Origin of the sequence: uncultured Microbacterium sp., from assembly GCF_947489255.1 — a bacterium.
In the GTDB taxonomy this organism is placed as follows: domain Bacteria; phylum Actinomycetota; class Actinomycetes; order Actinomycetales; family Microbacteriaceae; genus Microbacterium; species Microbacterium phycohabitans.
Genome location: NZ_CANLCY010000001.1, coordinates 672,711 through 689,397, shown reverse-complemented (window position 1 = coordinate 689,397; position 16,687 = coordinate 672,711). Strand labels below are relative to the sequence as shown.

Sequence of the window (16,687 nt, the reverse complement as noted above, 5' to 3'; positions counted from 1 at the left end):
CCTCCCCCGAGCGTCGCGGCATCCACCGCTCCCTCCGCTCCGAACAAGGGACATGGATGCCATGGCCCTCGGGCTGCGCCGGATGGTCGTCCCCACGGGGGTCGGCCCCATCGTCGTGCGCGCCGGCAGGGCATCGGGCAGCCCCGTCGCGACCGTGATGCTGCACGGCGCGGCGGGGTCGTGGGCCACCTGGGCACCGATGATCGCCGCGTCCGACGACCTCGGCCTGCCCCTCTCCGACATCGTCGCCATCGATCTGCCCGGGTGGGGCGAGTCGCCGGGTCCCGTGCCCGCGCCCGCCGACCTGGCCGTCGCCGTCGCGGCGGTCGCGCGTGCGCTGGGCTACCCCCGCTGGCGCATCGTGGGCCACTCGCTGGGCGGCGTGATCGCGCTCGACGTCGCCGCGCGCTTCCCCGCCGAGACGGTCGCCGTGGGCGTCGTCTCCCCGAGCGGCGCGGGTGCCCGTGCGGTGACGCGTCGTCCGCTGGCCGGCGGAGTCCGGCTGCCCTGGCTCGCGGGCATGGTCCTGGCCATGCGCATCCTGCGAGCGCTCGGCCCCCTCGCCCGCCCGCTGCTGCAGCTCCTGCGCCGCACGGGGTCGCTGCGGACACTCGCCCGGCCGTTGTTCCGGCATCCGGAGCGCGTCGATCCCGCCGTGACCGCGGCCCTCGCCGATGAGATCCGCCCCTCGGCCTTCCTCGCCGCCGCGCGCATGTCGCGTACCCACGACGACGGCGTCTGGCGCCGCATCGTCTGCCCGGTCCGCTCGGTCCACGGCGCGCACGACGTCTTCGTCGCCGCCGCCGACTCGCGGGCCTGGGCCCGCCTCATGCGCGACTACGACGACCGCGTCCTGGGCGACAGCGGGCACTTCGCCCACGTCGAGCAGCCCGTCGAGACGCTGCGCGCACTGCGCGAGGTCTGGGCGGCCGCGCGGACCCCGCAGCTGCCGCGATCACGCCGCCGCACCACCGAATCCCGGCGCGGACGGGCGACCCCGAAGGTCTGACCCGAGGCGCCGAGGAAGACCCGTCAGGGACGGCGGGAGATCGTCACCGTGCGCGGAGCATCGGCGTCCAGTTCGACCGTGTGCACGGCGATCTCGCCGCACGCGTTGTCGACGCCGCGTCCCCCGGTCTGCCGCGAGATCTCGATCTCCCACCAGGTGTCGGCGAGGTACTCGGCGACTCCACGCCCCCACTCCACGATCACGGCGCTGTGGGCGACGTCGATGTCGAGGTCGTCGAGCTCCACCGCGGCGCCCAGCCGGTAGGCGTCCACGTGCACCAGCGGCGTCCCCCCGACCAACGAGGGATGCGTGCGCGCGATCACGAAAGTGGGGCTCTGCACCGGCCCGCGGATGCCGAGCCCCTCGCCGATGCCACGGGTCAACGTCGTCTTGCCGGCGCCGAGCGGGCCCGTGAGCACCACGACGTCGCCCGGCTCGAGCGCCCGCCCGATCTGCCGGCCCAGCTCCTCCATGTCGGCGGGGGCTTCGACGACCCGTTCGCCGAGCACCTCTTCCGGAACGCTCACGCGTGCACCTCCCGTCGGGGAACGCGCGGCCCCACGCGCGTGACGATCTCGTAGTCGATCGTGTCGGCGGCATCCGCCCAGTCACGAGCCGAGGGCGCACCCAGCGTCGGGTCGCCGAACAGCACGACCTCGTCGCCCACGGCCACGGGGTGATCGCCGACGTCGACGACGAACTGGTCCATCGCGATGCGTCCCGCGACGGTGAAGCGCCGGCCGTTGATCGACACCGGGCCCCGGCCCGAGGCCTGCCGCGGGACGCCGTCGGCGTAGCCGAGGGGCACCAGTGCCAGCGTCGTGTCGGCGGGCGTGCGGTAGTCGTAGCCGTACGACACCCCGGTACCCGCCGGAACCCGCCGCACGGCCGCCACCGCGCCTCGCAGCGTCATCGCGGGGCGCAGCCCGAGGTCGGCCGGGGTGCGGTCGGCGAGAGGCGAGACGCCGTAGAGCCCGATGCCGATGCGCACGCAGCCCAGGCGCGCCTCCGGAAGCGCGATCGCGGCGTTGGTCGCGGCGATGTGCCGCAGCGGCGGCTGCAGCCCCATCGACGCCGCCAGCACCACGCCCTCCTCGAACCGGGTCAGCGCCGCGCGGTCGTCGTCCAGGCTCGTGTTCGACAGGTGCGAGAACAGCCCGACCACGCGCAGACGGCCGATGCGCTCGAGGCGGGCCGCCTCCGAGAACACCGTGCGCCAATCGGCCTGGGCGATCCCGTTGCGCGAGAGCCCCGTCTCGATCTTCAGGTGCACGGCCCCGGGGTGGTCTTCCGTCGCCGCCTGACCCGCGCGCAGCAGCTGGTCGAGGTCGGAGATCCCCAGCTCGATCCCTTCGCGCACCGCCTCGTCGAACGACGCCCCCGGGGCGTGCAGCCACGCGAAGATCGGAGCGCGGATGCCCGCCCGCCGCAATGCGAGCGCCTCGGCGATGTCGGACACGCCGATGCGCGTGGCCCCGCCCCGCAGCGCGGCGACCGCCGCCCGATGGGCCCCGTGTCCGTAGCCCTCGGCCTTGACCACGGCGATGACCTCGGCGCCCGTGAGCGCGCGCAGGTGCCGGACGTTCTCGGTGATCGCGTCGACGTCGATGAGCGCTTCGCGCAGCACGCCCGGTGCCATCTTCATGCGGTGTCCTCTCGGGCCGGAACGGGAACGGATGCCGCGGCGGTGCCCTCCACGGCGACGGCGGGCGCCGCGCGCGCCGGTGTCGGCGGTGCGACCGCCTCGGCGATCACGTAGGCCGTCGCGAGCCCCGCGTCGTGCGACATCGACAGGTGCAGCGCGGTGATCCCTCGAGCGGCGACGGTCGCCCCGGTCTCGCCCCGCACGACGAAGACGGGGCGGCCCGAAGGCTCCGAGGCGATCTCGATGTCGGTCCAGTGAACGCCGTCCGACCCGCCGAGCGCCTTGATGAGCGCCTCCTTCGCGGCATACCGCGCAGCGAGTGAGCGGGGCTTGAGGATCCGTTCGGACGGCGCGAACAGGCGCGTGAGAAGCCGAGGTGTCCGCGCGAGGTGCTCCTCGAACCGCGGCACGTCGACGAGGTCGACCCCGATTCCCACGATCATGCGGCCTCCTCCCGGCATCGGTGTCCATTCTGCCGGTGTCCGCCGACATCGAGCGCCGCACGGGGTCGCGCCCGGCTGCGGGCGCGTGCCGGGTACGACCTCCGGCACCGAGTCCGCGCGGCGCCGGCGTCCCGCGCCGGGACCACGGACCGCCCGCCGCTCCGCCCGAGCGAATACGACGAAGGGGCCGGATGCCATGGCATCCGGCCCCTCGCGATCAGCGGTGTTACTCGACCGTCACCGACTTCGCCAGGTTGCGCGGCTGGTCGACGTCGAGACCCTTGGCCTCCGCCAGCCCCATCGCGAAGATGTGCAGCGGCACGACGGCGAGCAGCGGCTCGAAGAGGGGAGCCGCGAGCGGGATGCGCAGCACCTCGTCGGCGGCGGGGAGCACGGCGACGTCGCCCTCCTCCGCGATCGCGATGACGCGGGCACCGCGCGCGCGGATCTCCTCGATGTTCGAGACGACCTTCTTGTGCATCTCACCCGAGCCGCGCGGGCTCGGCACGACCACGAACACCGGCTGGCCGGGCTCGATCAGGGCGATCGGACCGTGCTTGAGCTCGCCGGCGGCGAAGCCCTCGGCGTGGATGTACGCGAGCTCCTTGAGCTTCAGCGCACCCTCGAGCGCGATCGGGTAGCCCACGTTGCGGCCGAGGAAGAGCACCGAGCGGGTGTCGGCCATCCAGTGCGCGAGCTGCTCGATGCGGGTCTGCTCCGATTCGAGCACGCGCGCGATCTTCCCGGGCACCGCCTCGAGCTCGGTGACGGCCTCGACGGCGACGACGGGGTCGATCGCTCCGCGCACCCGCCCGACGTGCAGGGCGAGCAGGTAGAGCGCGGTGATCTGCGCGACGAACGCCTTCGTCGAGGCCACGGCGACCTCGGGGCCGGCGTGCGTGTAGACGATGGCATCCGACTCGCGCGGGATCGTGGCGCCCTGCGTGTTGCAGATCGAGAGCGTCTTCGCGCCGCGGGAGCGGGCGTACTTGACGGCCATGAGGGTGTCCATGGTCTCGCCCGACTGGCTGATCGACACGACGAGCGTGCGGGGCGAGAGCACCGGGTCGCGGTAGCGGAACTCGTGCGCGAGCTCGACGTCGACGGGCACGCGCGTCCACGTCTCGAGCGCGTACTTGCCGACCATGCCGGCGTAGGCGGCGGTGCCGCAGGCGATGACGAGGATGCGGTCGATGTCGGCGAGGAAGTCGTCGAGTCCCTCGAGCTCGGGAATCTCGACGCGGCCCTCGTGGATGCGGCCGCGGATGGTGTTGGCGACGGCCTCGGGCTCCTCGGAGACCTCCTTGGCCATGAACGACGACCAGCCGCCCTTCTCCGCCGCGGAGGCGTCCCACGTGACCTCGAACGCCTCGACCTCGACGGGGGCGCCGGAGAAGTCGGTGACCTCGACGCCGTCGGGGGTGATCGCGACGATCTCGTCCTGGCCGATGGCGAGGGCGTTGCGGGTGTGCTCGACGAAGGCGGCGACATCGGAGCCGAGGAAGTTCTCGCCCTCGCCGAGGCCGATCACCAGCGGCGAGTTGCGGCGCGCACCGACGACGAGACCGGGGTGGTCCTCGTGCATCGCGAGCAGCGTGTAGGCGCCCTCGAGGCGCGAGACCACGGCGCGGAAGGCGGCGACGAGGTCTTTCGAGCGGGCGTACTCGCGCCCGATCATGACCGCCGCGACCTCGGTGTCGGTCTCGCTGCGGAAGGTGAAGCCCTCGCCGACGAGCTCGCTCTTGAGCTCGGCGAAGTTCTCGATGATGCCGTTGTGGATGACGGCGAGCTTGTCGTCGTCGGCCAGGTGCGGGTGCGCGTTGGCGTCGGTGGGGCCGCCGTGCGTCGCCCAACGGGTGTGTCCGATGCCGGTGGTGCCGTTGGGCATCGGCGAGGTCTCGAGGTCGTCGCGCAGCACCGCGAGCTTGCCGGCGCGCTTGCGCATCCCGAGAGCACCCTCACCGTCGATCACGGCGATGCCGGCGGAGTCGTAGCCCCGATACTCCAGACGCGACAGACCCGCCAGAAGGATGTCCTGGCTCTGCCGAGGACCCACGTAACCGATGATTCCGCACATGGTCCCCGAGTCTACGTGGCGGGGCTGGGTGAACCCCGCCGCCGCCGCCGCCCGTGCCGCGACGGACGCCGATCCGCTCGGCGCGGGGTGCCGTTCGCGCGAGGACGCGGAGCCGGCTCAGAGCTTGCGCAGCAGCACCGACTCGACGGTGTGGTCGGCGCCCTTCTGCAGCACGAGCTTGGCGCGGTGGCGCGTGGGCAGCACGTTCTCCTCGAGGTTGGGCAGGTTGATGTCGCGCCAGTAGCCCAGGGCGCGTTCCACCGCTTCCTCGTCGCTGATGTCGGCGAAGACGCGGAAGAAGGAGGTCGGGTTGGTGAAGGCGTTGTCGCGCAGCGCGAGGAAGCGCTCGACATACCAGCGCTCGATGTGGGCGGCGTCGGCATCCACGTAGATCGAGAAGTCGAACAGATCGCTCACCGCGACCTCGTTCGGCGACGGCGGCGGCTGGAGCACGTTCAGCCCCTCGACGATCACGACATCGGGACGGTGCACGCTCACGTGCGCGTCGGGCATGATGTCGTACCGCACGTGCGAGTAGAACGGCGCCCGCGCCTCTTCGGCACCGGATTTGACCTCGCTCAGGAACTCCACGAGGGCCCGGCGGTCGTACGACTCGGGGAAGCCCTTGCGATCCATCAGCCCCCGGCGCTCGAGCTCGGCGTTCGGGTACAGGAACCCGTCGGTGGTGACCAGCTCGACGCGCGGGGTGTCGGGCCAGCGGCTCATCAACTCGCGCAGGAGGCGGGCGATCGTGGACTTGCCGACCGCGACCGATCCCGCGACCCCGATGACGAAAGGGGTCGTGGCATCCGGTTCGCCGAGGAACTCGCTCGTGTCGGCCCCGAGGCGACGCGTGGCCCGGGCGTACAGGCTGAGCAGGCGGCTGAGCGGCAGGTAGACCTCGGCGACCTCGCGCGGGTCGAGCCGGTCGCCGATGCCGCGCAGCTGCACGATCTCGTTCTCGGTGAGCGGCTGCGCGATCCCGCCGGCCATACGGGCCCAGTCGTCGCGGTCGATCTGACGGTAGGGGCTCAGCGACGGTGCGGGAGCGGCTGTCTCGGCGGCGGACACCCGCTCATGCTACCGGCGGTGCGCCGTCACGCCGCGAAGCACCGGACCGCGCCCGCGGGCTGTGCCCGTGGCATCCGGATCCGCCCCCGCCGACGACGCGCCGGTCCCCCACTACGCTCGGACCGTGCGCCTCGGAGTCCTCGACATCGGTTCCAACACCGTCCACCTGCTCGTCGCGAACGCGCGCGCCGGGGGTCGCCCCACGGCCACCACCTCGCACCGCTCGGTCCTGCGCCTCATGCGCTACCTGCTGCCCGACGGGTCGATCTCCCCCGAGGGCGTGCAGGGCCTCGTGGATGCCGTGACCGCCGCCTGCGAGCGCGCCCGCGCCGAGGGGGTCGACGAACTGCTCGCCACCGCGACGTCCGCGGTGCGCGATGCGACCAACGGCGAAGAGGTCATCGCCCTGATCGAGGAGGCCCTCGGCCAGCCCCTGCAGGTGCTCGGCGGCGAAACCGAGGCACGCTTCACCTACCTCGCCGTCCGGCGCTGGTTCGGGTGGTCGGCCGGCCAGATCCTGCTGTTCGACATCGGCGGCGGCTCGCTCGAGATCGCGGGCGGCGCCGATGAACTGCCCGACCTCGCCGAATCGGTGCCGCTGGGCGCCGGACGCTCGACGGTGCAGTTCCTGCCGCACGATCCCCCGAGCGACTCCGAGATCGACGCGCTGCGCCAGCACGCGGCATCCGTCCTCGCGCCCGTGGCCGAGCGCTTCGCCGCGCTCCCCCGCCCCGACCACGTCATCGGGTCGTCGAAGGCCATCCGTTCGCTCGCCAAGCTCGCCGGATACCCGGTGCCCGGCTGGTCGGGGATCGACCGCATGGTGCTGCCGCGCAAGGAGCTGAAGGACTGGATCCCGCGACTCGCGCGCATCCCGGCCGACGCGCGCGAGGCCCTGCCGGGCATCACCGCCGACCGGACGTTCCAGATCGTCGCCGCGGCCATCGTCGTCGAGCGAGCGATGAAGGCCATGGACGTCGAGGAACTCGAGGTCTCCCCGTGGGCGCTGCGCGAGGGCGTGCTGCTGCGCTACATCGAGTCGCTCGAGTACTGACCCCGCGCCCCGTCGCGCCCCCGACGGGCCCCTCCGCACCGACCGGGACCCGCCCACCGACCCAGGCCGGACCACCGAACCGAGGTCCCTGAGCCCGTCGAAGGGACCGGACCCCGCCCCCCGGACGCCCGCCCGGGACCCGCCCACCGACCGACCGAGGTCCCTGAGCCCGTCGAAGGGACCGGACACCGCCCCCGGACGCCCACCCGCACCCACCGACGACGAAGGCCCAGGCACCCCGCACGGGGTCCCTGGGCCTGTCGAACCGGCAGGAGCTAGAGCGCCAGGCGCTCGCGCACGACCTCGGCGAGCCGGTCGGCGTGGGCGCGGGCGACGTCCTCCGACGCCGCCTCGACCATGACCCGCACCAGCGGCTCGGTGCCCGAGGCGCGCAGCAGCACGCGACCGGAGTCGCCGAGTTCGGCGGTGGATGCCGCGACCTCGCGCTGCACGACCTCGTCGGCGACGCCGTCGCGGTCGACGCCGCGGACGTTCACCAGCACCTGCGGGTACACCGTCATCAGCGACGCCAGCTCCGCGAGGGTCTTGCCCTGCCGCGCCATCTCGGCCACGAGGTGCAGACCGGTGAGAAGTCCGTCGCCGGTGGTGGCGAACTCGCTCATGATCACGTGGCCCGACTGCTCGCCGCCGAGGGAGTAGCCCCCCTCGTTCATGGCTTCGAGCACATAGCGGTCGCCGACGCCCGTCTGCAGCACGCGGATGCCGTGATCGGCCATCGCGCGATGGAGGCCCAGGTTGCTCATGACCGTCGCCACCAGGGTGTCGTCGACGAGCGCGCCGCGCTCCTTCATCGCCACCGCGAGGATCGCCATGATCTGGTCTCCGTCGACAACCTTGCCCTCGGCGTCGACCGCGAGGCACCGGTCCGCGTCGCCGTCGTGGGCGATACCGACGTCGGCGCCGAGGCGCACCACGGCCTCCGCGAGCACGTCGAGGTGGGTCGAGCCCACGCCGTCGTTGATGTTCAGACCGTCCGGCTCGGCGCCGATGACCGTCACCTGCGCCCCGGCGTCCTTGAACGTCTCGGGCGACACCCCGGCCGCCGCACCGTGCGCGCAGTCGAGCACCACGTGGAGGCCGTCGAGGCGGTGCGGGAGGGAGCCCAGCAGGTGCAGCACGTAGCGGTCCTCCGCGTCGGCGAAGCGCCGGATGCGTCCGACGCCCGCGCCGGTGGGCTGCAGACGCTCGCCCTCGAGGGCGTGCTCGATGCGCTGCTCGACGATGTCGGGGAGCTTCGTCCCCCCGCGGGCGAAGATCTTGATGCCGTTGTCGGGGGCCGGGTTGTGCGACGCCGACACCATCACGCCGAAGTCCGCGTCGTGATCCGCGATCAGGAAGGCCGTGGCGGGGGTGGGGATCACCCCGGCGTCGAGCACGTCGACGCCGGAGGAGGCGAGTCCTGCGGCGACAGCGGCGGCGAGGAACTCCCCCGACACCCGGGGATCGCGCGCGACGACGGCCGTCAACCGACGGCCTTCCGCTTTGCGCGCCTCCGCAGAACGGCCCTGGCCCAGGACGACAGCAGTCGCCTGGGCCAGGTGCAGCGCGAGTTCGGCGGTGAGGAGGCCGTTGGCCAGCCCCCGCACCCCGTCCGTGCCGAAAAGAGGCATACGGAGAGTCGAACTCAGCGCTTGGAGTACTGAGGCGCCTTGCGGGCCTTCTTGAGACCGGCCTTCTTGCGCTCCTTGACGCGAGCGTCGCGCGAGAGGAAGCCGGCCTTCTTCAGGGTCGGGCGGTTGTTCTCGGCGTCGATCTCGTTGAGCGCACGGGCGATGCCCAGGCGCAGCGCGCCGGCCTGACCCGAGGGGCCGCCACCGGAGATGCGCGCGATCACGTCGTACGAGCCCGCGAGCTCGAGCACCGTGAACGGGTCGTTGATCAGCTGCTGGTGCAGCTTGTTCGGGAAGTAGTCCTCGATCGTGCGGCCGTTGACCGTGATCGTGCCCGAACCGGGGATGAGGCGCACGCGGGCGATGGCCTGCTTGCGGCGGCCCACGGCTGCGCCGGGAACCGAGAGCACGGGGCGCTCGGCAGCGACGACCGACTGCTCGGCCGGCGTCTCGGTGCTGTAGTTGCTGGAGTCGATGTTCGACACTGTTTCGTCCTTATCCGGCGGCGCTTACTGGGCGACCTGGTCGAAGGTGTATGCCGTGGGCTGCTGGGCACCGTGGGGGTGCTCGGCGCCGCGGTAGACCTTGAGCTTCTTGAGCTGCGCCGCGCCGAGGCTGTTCTTGGGCAGCATGCCGCGGATGGCCTTCTCGACCGCGCGGACGGGGTTCTTCTCGAGGAGTTCGTCGTAGGTGACGGACTTCAGACCGCCCGGGAAGCCCGAGTGGCGGTACGCCTTCTTCTGCGTGAGCTTCTGACCCGTGAGGGCCACCTTCTCCGCGTTGATGACGATGACGAAGTCGCCGGAGTCGATGTGGTTGGCGAAGGTCGCCTTGTGCTTGCCGCGGAGGAGGACCGCCGCGTGCGAGGCCAGGCGGCCGAGAACGACGTCGGTGGCGTCGATAACGACCCACTCGCGCGTGACCTCAGCGGCCTTGGGGGTGAAAGTGCGCGTCACAGTAGTGCTGCTTTCTTGATCGAACGGAGGAGTTCGTGAATCCCGCTCCGGTGGTCCGTTGCCCCGCCGATGACGGGGGAACAGGGCCGGTGGAGGGCTCACGTTCGGGCGTCCCGCTCGCAGGGAGGCGGGCACCAAAGAGCAAGACTACGGCATCCGGATGCCATCGCCAAACGGGGACGGAGACGACGAGGGAGCGTGCTCCCATGACGCCCCGCGGGACCACGCTAGGAGAGCAGGGCGCCCGCTGCCAGCAGAGCGTATCCCGTGGCGTTGAAGACCACGTGCACCGCGACCGCCGGCCAGATGCGTCCGGTCGCCATCACGAACGTTCCGGTCACGACGCCGACCGCGGCGAGCGCGATCGAGTCGACGCCGCCCTGTTGCGACGTGAGCCGGTGGGCGACGACGAACAGAGCCGTGGAGAAGGCGACGGCCGCGATCGCGGCGGGCACCCGCCCGCTCAGCCGCCTCACGAGCGCAAAGGCGCACACCAGCACGACCCCCCGGAAGAAGAACTCCTCCGTCACCGCCGCGACGACCGAGTCGGCGAGGGCGTCCGCGACGAACGACTCGGGCAGGGATCCTCCCGTCGAGAAGGTTGAGGGCCAGGCGGCCGGCACTCCCCCGGTCTCCGCGAGGGCCCCCTGCACGATGCGCAGAGCGACACCGAAGACGATCCCGTAGACCACGTCGATCAGGCGAACGCGCAGCAGCCCGCGGGGCCGGGACCGAGAGAAGGCCAGGGCGATCGGCACTCCGAGAGCAACCCACACGACGGCCCGCGCACCCCCCTCCGCCGTCTCGGGCGGAAGGAGGACGGATGCCGCCCGCCCGGCCAGAGCACCCGCACCGAGCGCGCAGACGGCCCACGCCAGCAGTTCGAGGTTCCACCGCCGCGTCGTCGAGCGCCCCTCGCGCCAGGGCCGCGGACGGCTGCGCCGTCGCCGCTGCATCCCGCGAGTCGAGGCGTCGGCGGCGTCGGACATGGCGGTCACGTTAGGTCGCGTCCGAACGGGTCTCAGCGGACCCGCCGGGCGAATGCGGACGTGCGGCTCGGCGATTCACCCCCGCTGTCATCACGCACCGATGCCCCGTCACCGGGCGGTGACGGGGCATCGGATCGGCCGGCGCGTCCCCCGCGGATGCGGGCGAGAGTGGGGCGCGCCGAGCGGGTCAGCGCTTCAGGAAGTCGATCAGCACGCGGTTGAACTCGTCGGCGTGACTCACGTTGACGCCGTGCGGCGCTCCGGCGACCACGTGCAGTTCGCTCCCGGCGATGGCCTCGTGCGTGCGCTTGCCCGAGCCCTCGAACGGCACGGTGGCGTCGCTGTCGCCGTGGATGATCAGAGCGGGCACACCGACGTTCGGCAGGTCCGCGCGGAAATCGGTCGTGGCGAAGGCCTCCATCGACTTCAGGGCGGCGTGGTGATCGGCCTGGTTCGCGAGGCGCTCCGCCTCGGCCTGCTCCTCGGGCGCGACGACGAGCTCGCCGTTCACCGAGAAGAAGTCGGTCGTGAACTGGTGATAGAACGCCTTCTCGTCGTCCGTGAGTCCCTGCTTCATCCCGTCGGCGGTGTCATCGTCGAGGGGACCCTCGGGGTTGTCGTCGGTCTGGGCCAGGTACGGCGGGACGGCCGCTGCGAAGACGACGCTGTGCACGCGGTCCGCGCCGTGGCGCGTGAGGTAGCGCGCCACTTCGCCGCCGCCCATCGAGAAGCCCACCAGCGTGGCATCCCGCAGGTCGAGCGCCTCCAGTACGGCCTGAAGGTCGTCGGCGAACGTGTCGTAGTCGTACCCGGTGCGGGGCTTGTCGCTCCGGCCGAAGCCGCGGCGGTCGTAGGTCACGACCCGGTGGCCGGCCGCTTCGAGGGCCGGAACCTGGTGCGCCCACGACTCGCCCGACAGGGGCCAGCCGTGGATCAGCACGACGGGGCGACCCGATCCGCCGGTGTCGTCGACGTGGAGGTCGATGTCGGTCAGGAGTCCATGGTGTGCGGTGATCTCGCTCATGGCCGCCATGGTTCGCCCTGCACCTGACCGGAGGCCCGCCGTTGACGATCGCGTCGAGAATTGGTATCGCTCGGCCCGCCGGGGAACGCACACGCGACGCCGCGATGCAAGCACTCCGGCGGTCCGTTCGCGCATCGCTAGCCTCGCGCCATGGCCTCGACCCGCTCCCTCGCCGTCGCCCTGTCCGCTGTCACGGTCCTCGCGCTCAGCGCCTGCGCCCCCTTCGGCGGTGGCGGCGGATCCCTCACCCCCACCGATCAGGATGCCGTCCGCGCCGTCACCACGGCCGAATCCGACGCCGGTGGCCGTGCGTTCGCGCTCGACGCGGATGACAACCGGTGGGAGGTGCACGTCGCCGTCGGCGATCAGGAGGTCGAGGTCCAGGTCAGCACCGACGGTACCCGCGCGGAGTCCTCCGACGGCTCCGAGAGACTCGATGCGGACGACTCCGCCGCTCTCCAGGCGACCACGACCACCCTTGCGGATGCCATCCGCATCGCCGCGACGCGAGCCTCCGGTGGGGCACGGGTCGAGGAGGCCGTCCTCGAGCAGGAGGACGGCGCTCCCGTGTGGAAGGTCGAGATCGCCGGAGGCACGACGGTCCGCGTGTCGGGTGTCGACGGCAGCGTGCGCTGAGGCAGCAGAAGCAGGGGTGGGTGCGCAAGCCCGGAGCCGGCATCCGTGGGGATGGCCCCCTCTCATTACACTCGCCGCATGTGCCACGCTCTCGACGCCGACGGTCATAGTCCGAGCGCCCGGGTGACCCCGGGTGCCGAACGCATCGCGACGAAGGCGGGCGAGCGATGAACGACCTCGCGCTGAACATCGTGCTGGTCGTGGTCTTCGTGCTCATCGGCGGGGTGTTCGCCGCGACCGAGATGGCCCTGGTGACGCTGCGCGAGAGCCAGGTGAACGCCCTCGCGGCGCGCGGGCGGCGCGGGCAGAAGGTGGCCGACCTCGCGCGCAACCCCAACACCTTCCTCTCCGCCGTCCAGATCGGCGTCACGGTCGCGGGTTTCGCGTCGGCCGCCTACGGCGCCTCGTCGATCGCCCCGTCGGTGACCCCGCTCTTCACCGCGTGGGGGCTCGACGAGCCGGTCGCGGCCACGGTCTCCACCATCGCGCTCACCCTGGTCATCGCCTACCTCTCCCTCGTCCTGGGCGAGCTCGTTCCCAAGCGGCTCGCGATCCAGCGCAACGCGGCGTTCGCCTACGGCGTCGCGCCGGTGCTGAACGGCTTCGCCACCCTCATGCGACCCGTCATCTGGCTGCTGTCGATCTCCACCAACGTGCTCGTGCGTCTGCTCGGCGGCGACCCGAACAAGACCGGTGAGGAGCTCACCGAGGAGGAGCTGCGCGACATCGTGTCGAGTCACGAGGGCCTGCCCGCCGACGAGCGTCGCATCCTCGACGACGTGCTGTCGCTGCGCGACCGCCACGTCAGCGAGGTCATGCGACCCCGCCCGGAGGTCGTCACCCTGGATGCCGGCGGCTCGATCGCCGAGGCGGTGGAGCGTGTACGGGATCTGCCCTATTCGCGCTACCCCGTCGCCGAGCACACGATCGACGACGTCGTCGGATTCGTGCACGTTCGTGACCTCTACGAGGACACGTCGCGTCCCCTCACCGCCGTGATGCGCGACATCCGCTACATCCCGTCGACCGCGCGGGTGCTTCCCACCCTCACCGCGATGCGCGCCGAGGGCAGTCACATCGCGGTCGTCGTCGACGAGTACGGGGGAACCGACGGCATCGTGACCCTCGAAGACCTCGTCGAGGAGGTGGTGGGCGAGATCTTCGACGAGTACGACGACGCCGCCGAGCAGCCCCTTGCCGAGGGCGAGCACGGCACCGTCGAGGGCCGACTCAATCTGCAGGACTTCGAGGAGGCGACCGGGGTGACGCTCCCGCGGGGTGCATCCGACACCGTCGCGGGATTCGTCGTCGAGCGGCTGGGCCGTCTCGCCCGGGTCGGCGACATCGTGGAGGTGGACGGCGCCACCCTCCAGGTGAGCGCCGTCGACCGCCGACGCGTGGCCGAACTGCTCGTCACCCGGCATCCCGTCGACGACGACGACGCGGCACCCGCGGCCCGCGACTGAGCGTCCGACAAGCCTCGGCTTCCGGCCCCGCGCGCAAACGTCTCCCGCCGTCGGGCCTCGCCCGTCGACGGGGTGGAGGCTCAGGCGAGGTCGCCTCCGAGCGGGGCGACGGAATCCCCCAGCTCGAAGTGATGCCCGTTGATGGCGAGCAGGTCGCGGTCACCGTCGGGGAGGAAACCCGATGGCGCCGTGAAGCTCGCGTCGCTGCGGCGGATCATGCGCCCATCGTCGCCCGGGAGCGGGGGCGATGGCAGGGCTTGACAGAGCGACTCGCTCCGGTCCCGTTCTTTAGGTTGTGCACGATTGAATTGTGTGCAACAGTTCTTCCATGCCCGCCGTCGACGCCCTCGTGTGCTTCGCGCTCTACGCCGCCAACCGCACGACCACGCAGGCCTACCGCGTCCTCCTCGAACCGTGGAACCTCACGTACCCGCAGTACATCGCCCTGGTCACCCTGTGGGGCGACGGCGATCAGACGGTCAAGAGCCTCGGCGAGGCGCTGCAGCTGGACTCGGGCACCCTCTCGCCGATGCTCGCCCGCATGGAAGCGGCGGGCTACATCGAGCGGACCCGTCGCTCCGACGACGAGCGGGTGGTTTCCGTGTCGCTGACGCCTCGAGGAGCCGGCCTGGGGGAAGAGCTGTCCCACGTCCCCCGCTGCATCGCGGCCGGCGCGGGTCTGTCCGACGCCGACAGCGCACGGGAGCTGATCGACGCTCTGCACCAGCTCACCGAGGCGATGAAAGACCTGCGCGACCACCCCGACACCGTCCTGTCGGCCGTGGGCGCGCCCCGCCGTTCGTCGTGACGCGACGACGCCCCTCCGTCCCCAGAAAGGAACACCCATGGACGTTCTCTACACCGCAGAAGCCGTTTCCACCGGCCACGGCCGCACCGGCCACGTGACGGCCGGTCCCTACATCGACCTCGAGGTCGCACCCCCGAAGGAGATGGGCGGATCGGGCGCGGGCACCAACCCCGAGCAGCTCTTCGCCGCGGGCTACGCCGCCTGCTTCCACGGCGCCCTGCACGCCGTCGCGCGCGGCCGGAAGATCACCCTCGAGGACTCGTCCGTCGGCGGCCGCGTCCACATCGGCCCGAACGGCCAGGGCGGCTACCAGCTGGCCGTGCTGCTCGAGGTGGTCCTCCCGGGCGTCGAGCACGACATCGCCCAGGAGCTCGCCGACCAGGCGCACCAGGTGTGCCCCTACTCGAACGCCACGCGCGGCAACATCGAGGTGACCGTCACCGTCTCCGAGGACTGACCTCCGACTCCCGGGGCGGGGCGCTGAGCCCCACGTATCGCGCCTCGTCCTGGGCCTGCCTCCGGCAGTACGACGCCGCCCGTTCCCTGCGGGCGGCGTCGTCGCGTGCAGCGCCTCCACCCCGCCCGCCGCACGTCAGGAGAGCTGGAGCTCGGCCTCGGTCTTCGGATAGGAACGGCGCAGCCACTGGCCGAAGCCCGGCTGGGCGAGACAGGCCGTTTCATCGATGCACGTCACGACGGGATCCTGCGCCGCGTACACCTGATACACGTCGACCTTCGCATCCAGCGGAGCTCCGACCACGTTCACCGGCTGCCGCTTCGAGGGATACCCGATGTAATAGGTCACCGCTTCCGCCGGCACCCCGGCGGTGGGTGCGACGGCACGCACGAGCGACCCGACGCACGAATGATCGGGGTGGTCACCTCGCGCGAAGGCGCTCTCGTGGGGGATGTTCGTCGTGATGCGATCGGGCCGCCCCGCGTGGATGAGCTCGGCGACCGTGTCCGAGAGGCGCGCGGCGTCGAGGGTGGGGCCGTCGTCGATGGGGGCGAGCGCCGGCACGGTGCCGTTGATCAGCTGCGTGAGTCCCGCTCCTCCCGTGGCGGGAAAACCCTTCGCGCTCAGGTTGCCGTCCGGCAGTCGCAGAACCGTGATCGATAGACGCGGCTCGTCGCTCGGCACGAACCGCGTGACGCGGGCCCCGCTCAGCAGCGCGATCTCGCGCGTCTCCCACGGTGCCGTGCTGCCGCGCATCTGGTCGTAGGCCGCGCGGATGCCCGCCTCGCGCTGCTGCGCGTAGGCGAGGCCGCGCCCGGCGTCTCCCGCGGTGATGAAGATCGTCCGCAGGGTCGCTCCGGAGGCGATGACCTCGCTGAGGTGGGGGTTGGCGAAGATGATGTCGTCGTCGGCGTGGGCCCAGACCGCCACCGTGGAGTCGTCCCCCGGCTCCTCGAATGCGGGCGACGCGTCCCGCGGCGCGTCGCGGGGCTGGGGGACGATCGGACTCAGCTTCACCCAGGTGCCGTCGGGCCCGTCCGATCGCCGCATCTCGCGGTACGCCCACGCGCCCCCGCCGATCGCCGCGAGACCGCCGAGGGCGAGGCCCCCGAACACGAGCGATCGGCGCGAGATCGAGCGCCGACGGCTCGCCCCGGCGCCGTTCTGCGCCTCGCGTCCGGCACCGCCGTCGCCGCTCGATGGCTCGTCGATGTCACTCACGGCGACTCCGTCCTGTGTTGCGCCCCCCGGCGACGGATGTTCGGGTTCCCCCGCGCCCTCGGGCGCACGGGTTCCCCCGCGCCCTCGGGCGCACATCGACGGTACCGCGAAGCACGCCGCTCACCGCGCGCGAAACCCCGCGGCGGCGCGACGTCGCGGGCAGAGCGGACCGATCACCGCGTCGATCATCCCGCGGGTGA

18 protein-coding genes are annotated in these 16,687 nt (G+C 71.9%); 6 read left to right on the top strand and 12 right to left on the bottom strand.

Translation table 11 applies throughout. The annotated features are described in order from the left end of the window. Positions 1-52: 52 nt before the first annotated feature. A complete protein-coding gene (locus Q0818_RS03280; protein WP_298871336.1) occupies positions 53-1,009 on the top strand; it encodes an alpha/beta hydrolase in 957 nt (318 codons plus the stop codon). A gap of 23 nt (positions 1,010-1,032) precedes the next feature. On the opposite strand, the gene tsaE is transcribed toward Q0818_RS03280, so the two are convergent. The 5 genes from tsaE to coaA all read right to left on the bottom strand — a co-directional run bounded on the left by tsaE (position 1,033) and on the right by coaA (position 6,245). Continuing rightward, the gene (gene tsaE / locus Q0818_RS03275; protein WP_298871333.1) at positions 1,033-1,536 is read right to left on the bottom strand and encodes a tRNA (adenosine(37)-N6)-threonylcarbamoyltransferase complex ATPase subunit type 1 TsaE; all 504 of its coding nucleotides are present in this window, start codon (positions 1,534-1,536) and stop codon (positions 1,033-1,035) included. After that, positions 1,533-2,654, bottom strand: a complete 1,122-nt coding sequence (gene alr / locus Q0818_RS03270; RefSeq protein WP_298871329.1) for an alanine racemase — start codon at positions 2,652-2,654, stop codon at positions 1,533-1,535. The genes tsaE and alr overlap by 4 nt, the downstream gene beginning before the upstream one ends. Then, the gene (locus Q0818_RS03265; protein WP_298871326.1) at positions 2,651-3,097 is read right to left on the bottom strand and encodes a holo-ACP synthase; all 447 of its coding nucleotides are present in this window, start codon (positions 3,095-3,097) and stop codon (positions 2,651-2,653) included. The genes alr and Q0818_RS03265 overlap by 4 nt, the downstream gene beginning before the upstream one ends. A 226-nt stretch (positions 3,098-3,323) precedes the next feature. Beyond that, positions 3,324-5,174 carry a glutamine--fructose-6-phosphate transaminase (isomerizing) gene (gene glmS, locus Q0818_RS03260; RefSeq protein WP_298871323.1) on the bottom strand — a complete coding sequence of 617 codons (1,851 nt, stop codon included), beginning with the start codon at positions 5,172-5,174 and terminating at the stop codon, positions 3,324-3,326. A 117-nt stretch (positions 5,175-5,291) separates the two neighbouring features. Beyond that, on the bottom strand, positions 5,292-6,245 hold the full coding sequence (coaA, locus tag Q0818_RS03255) for a type I pantothenate kinase (protein WP_298871319.1): 954 nt from the start codon (positions 6,243-6,245) through the stop codon (positions 5,292-5,294). A 124-nt stretch (positions 6,246-6,369) separates the two neighbouring features. Between coaA and Q0818_RS03250 the strand changes: the two genes are divergently transcribed. Further along, positions 6,370-7,299, top strand: coding sequence for a Ppx/GppA phosphatase family protein (locus Q0818_RS03250; RefSeq protein WP_298871692.1), 930 nt, complete (start codon positions 6,370-6,372; stop codon positions 7,297-7,299). Positions 7,300-7,574: 275 nt separating this feature from the next. Here the strand turns inward: Q0818_RS03250 and glmM are convergent, their stop codons facing one another. The 5 genes from glmM to Q0818_RS03225 form a co-directional block, all read right to left on the bottom strand. Beyond that, entirely contained in the window at positions 7,575-8,930 is a 1,356-nt protein-coding gene (glmM, locus tag Q0818_RS03245) for a phosphoglucosamine mutase (protein ID WP_298871316.1), read from the bottom strand. Between the two features lie 14 nt (positions 8,931-8,944). Then, positions 8,945-9,415, bottom strand: a complete 471-nt coding sequence (rpsI, locus tag Q0818_RS03240; protein ID WP_298871314.1) for a 30S ribosomal protein S9 — start codon at positions 9,413-9,415, stop codon at positions 8,945-8,947. A gap of 24 nt (positions 9,416-9,439) precedes the next feature. Further along, positions 9,440-9,886 carry a 50S ribosomal protein L13 gene (gene rplM, locus Q0818_RS03235; protein WP_094734663.1) on the bottom strand — a complete coding sequence of 149 codons (447 nt, stop codon included), beginning with the start codon at positions 9,884-9,886 and terminating at the stop codon, positions 9,440-9,442. A 227-nt stretch (positions 9,887-10,113) separates the two neighbouring features. Beyond that, positions 10,114-10,875 (bottom strand): CPBP family intramembrane glutamic endopeptidase, encoded by a 762-nt coding sequence (locus Q0818_RS03230; RefSeq protein WP_298871303.1) that lies wholly within the window; start codon positions 10,873-10,875, stop codon positions 10,114-10,116. Positions 10,876-11,062: 187 nt separating this feature from the next. Then, complete coding sequence (locus Q0818_RS03225; RefSeq protein ID WP_298871299.1) at positions 11,063-11,899, bottom strand: alpha/beta hydrolase; 837 nt, start codon at positions 11,897-11,899, stop codon at positions 11,063-11,065. A 150-nt stretch (positions 11,900-12,049) separates the two neighbouring features. Between Q0818_RS03225 and Q0818_RS03220 the strand changes: the two genes are divergently transcribed. Both Q0818_RS03220 and Q0818_RS03215 read left to right on the top strand, forming a co-directional pair. After that, positions 12,050-12,535, top strand: coding sequence for a PepSY domain-containing protein (locus Q0818_RS03220; protein WP_298871295.1), 486 nt, complete (start codon positions 12,050-12,052; stop codon positions 12,533-12,535). A 167-nt stretch (positions 12,536-12,702) separates the two neighbouring features. Continuing rightward, positions 12,703-14,001, top strand: a complete 1,299-nt coding sequence (locus Q0818_RS03215) for a hemolysin family protein (RefSeq protein ID WP_298871292.1) — start codon at positions 12,703-12,705, stop codon at positions 13,999-14,001. Between the two features lie 80 nt (positions 14,002-14,081). On the opposite strand, the gene Q0818_RS03210 is transcribed toward Q0818_RS03215, so the two are convergent. Continuing rightward, positions 14,082-14,219, bottom strand: a complete 138-nt coding sequence (locus Q0818_RS03210) for a hypothetical protein (RefSeq protein ID WP_298871290.1) — start codon at positions 14,217-14,219, stop codon at positions 14,082-14,084. Between the two features lie 110 nt (positions 14,220-14,329). Here Q0818_RS03210 and Q0818_RS03205 point away from each other — a divergent pair, with 110 nt between their 5' ends. Beyond that, entirely contained in the window at positions 14,330-14,809 is a 480-nt protein-coding gene (locus Q0818_RS03205) for a MarR family transcriptional regulator (RefSeq protein ID WP_298871287.1), read from the top strand. Positions 14,810-14,846: 37 nt separating this feature from the next. Beyond that, a complete protein-coding gene (locus Q0818_RS03200; RefSeq protein WP_298871284.1) occupies positions 14,847-15,266 on the top strand; it encodes an organic hydroperoxide resistance protein in 420 nt (139 codons plus the stop codon). 135 nt (positions 15,267-15,401) lie between these two features. On the opposite strand, the gene Q0818_RS03195 is transcribed toward Q0818_RS03200, so the two are convergent. Beyond that, entirely contained in the window at positions 15,402-16,487 is a 1,086-nt protein-coding gene (locus tag Q0818_RS03195) for a PIG-L family deacetylase (RefSeq protein ID WP_298871279.1), read from the bottom strand. Positions 16,488-16,687: the final 200 nt, after the last annotated feature.

Coding starts and splice junctions, on each gene's coding strand:
- glmM (WP_298871316.1), bottom strand. CDS start 8,930: ATGCCTCTTTTCGGCACGGACGGGGTGCGGGGGCTGGCCAACGGCCTC.
- Q0818_RS03210 (WP_298871290.1), bottom strand. CDS start 14,219: ATGATCCGCCGCAGCGACGCGAGCTTCACGGCGCCATCGGGTTTCCTC.
- Q0818_RS03220 (WP_298871295.1), top strand. CDS start 12,050: ATGGCCTCGACCCGCTCCCTCGCCGTCGCCCTGTCCGCTGTCACGGTC.
- Q0818_RS03200 (WP_298871284.1), top strand. CDS start 14,847: ATGGACGTTCTCTACACCGCAGAAGCCGTTTCCACCGGCCACGGCCGC.
- Q0818_RS03265 (WP_298871326.1), bottom strand. CDS start 3,097: ATGATCGTGGGAATCGGGGTCGACCTCGTCGACGTGCCGCGGTTCGAG.
- Q0818_RS03205 (WP_298871287.1), top strand. CDS start 14,330: ATGCCCGCCGTCGACGCCCTCGTGTGCTTCGCGCTCTACGCCGCCAAC.
- Q0818_RS03215 (WP_298871292.1), top strand. CDS start 12,703: ATGAACGACCTCGCGCTGAACATCGTGCTGGTCGTGGTCTTCGTGCTC.
- glmS (WP_298871323.1), bottom strand. CDS start 5,174: ATGTGCGGAATCATCGGTTACGTGGGTCCTCGGCAGAGCCAGGACATC.
- Q0818_RS03230 (WP_298871303.1), bottom strand. CDS start 10,875: ATGTCCGACGCCGCCGACGCCTCGACTCGCGGGATGCAGCGGCGACGG.
- Q0818_RS03225 (WP_298871299.1), bottom strand. CDS start 11,899: ATGAGCGAGATCACCGCACACCATGGACTCCTGACCGACATCGACCTC.
- alr (WP_298871329.1), bottom strand. CDS start 2,654: ATGAAGATGGCACCGGGCGTGCTGCGCGAAGCGCTCATCGACGTCGAC.
- Q0818_RS03280 (WP_298871336.1), top strand. CDS start 53: ATGGATGCCATGGCCCTCGGGCTGCGCCGGATGGTCGTCCCCACGGGG.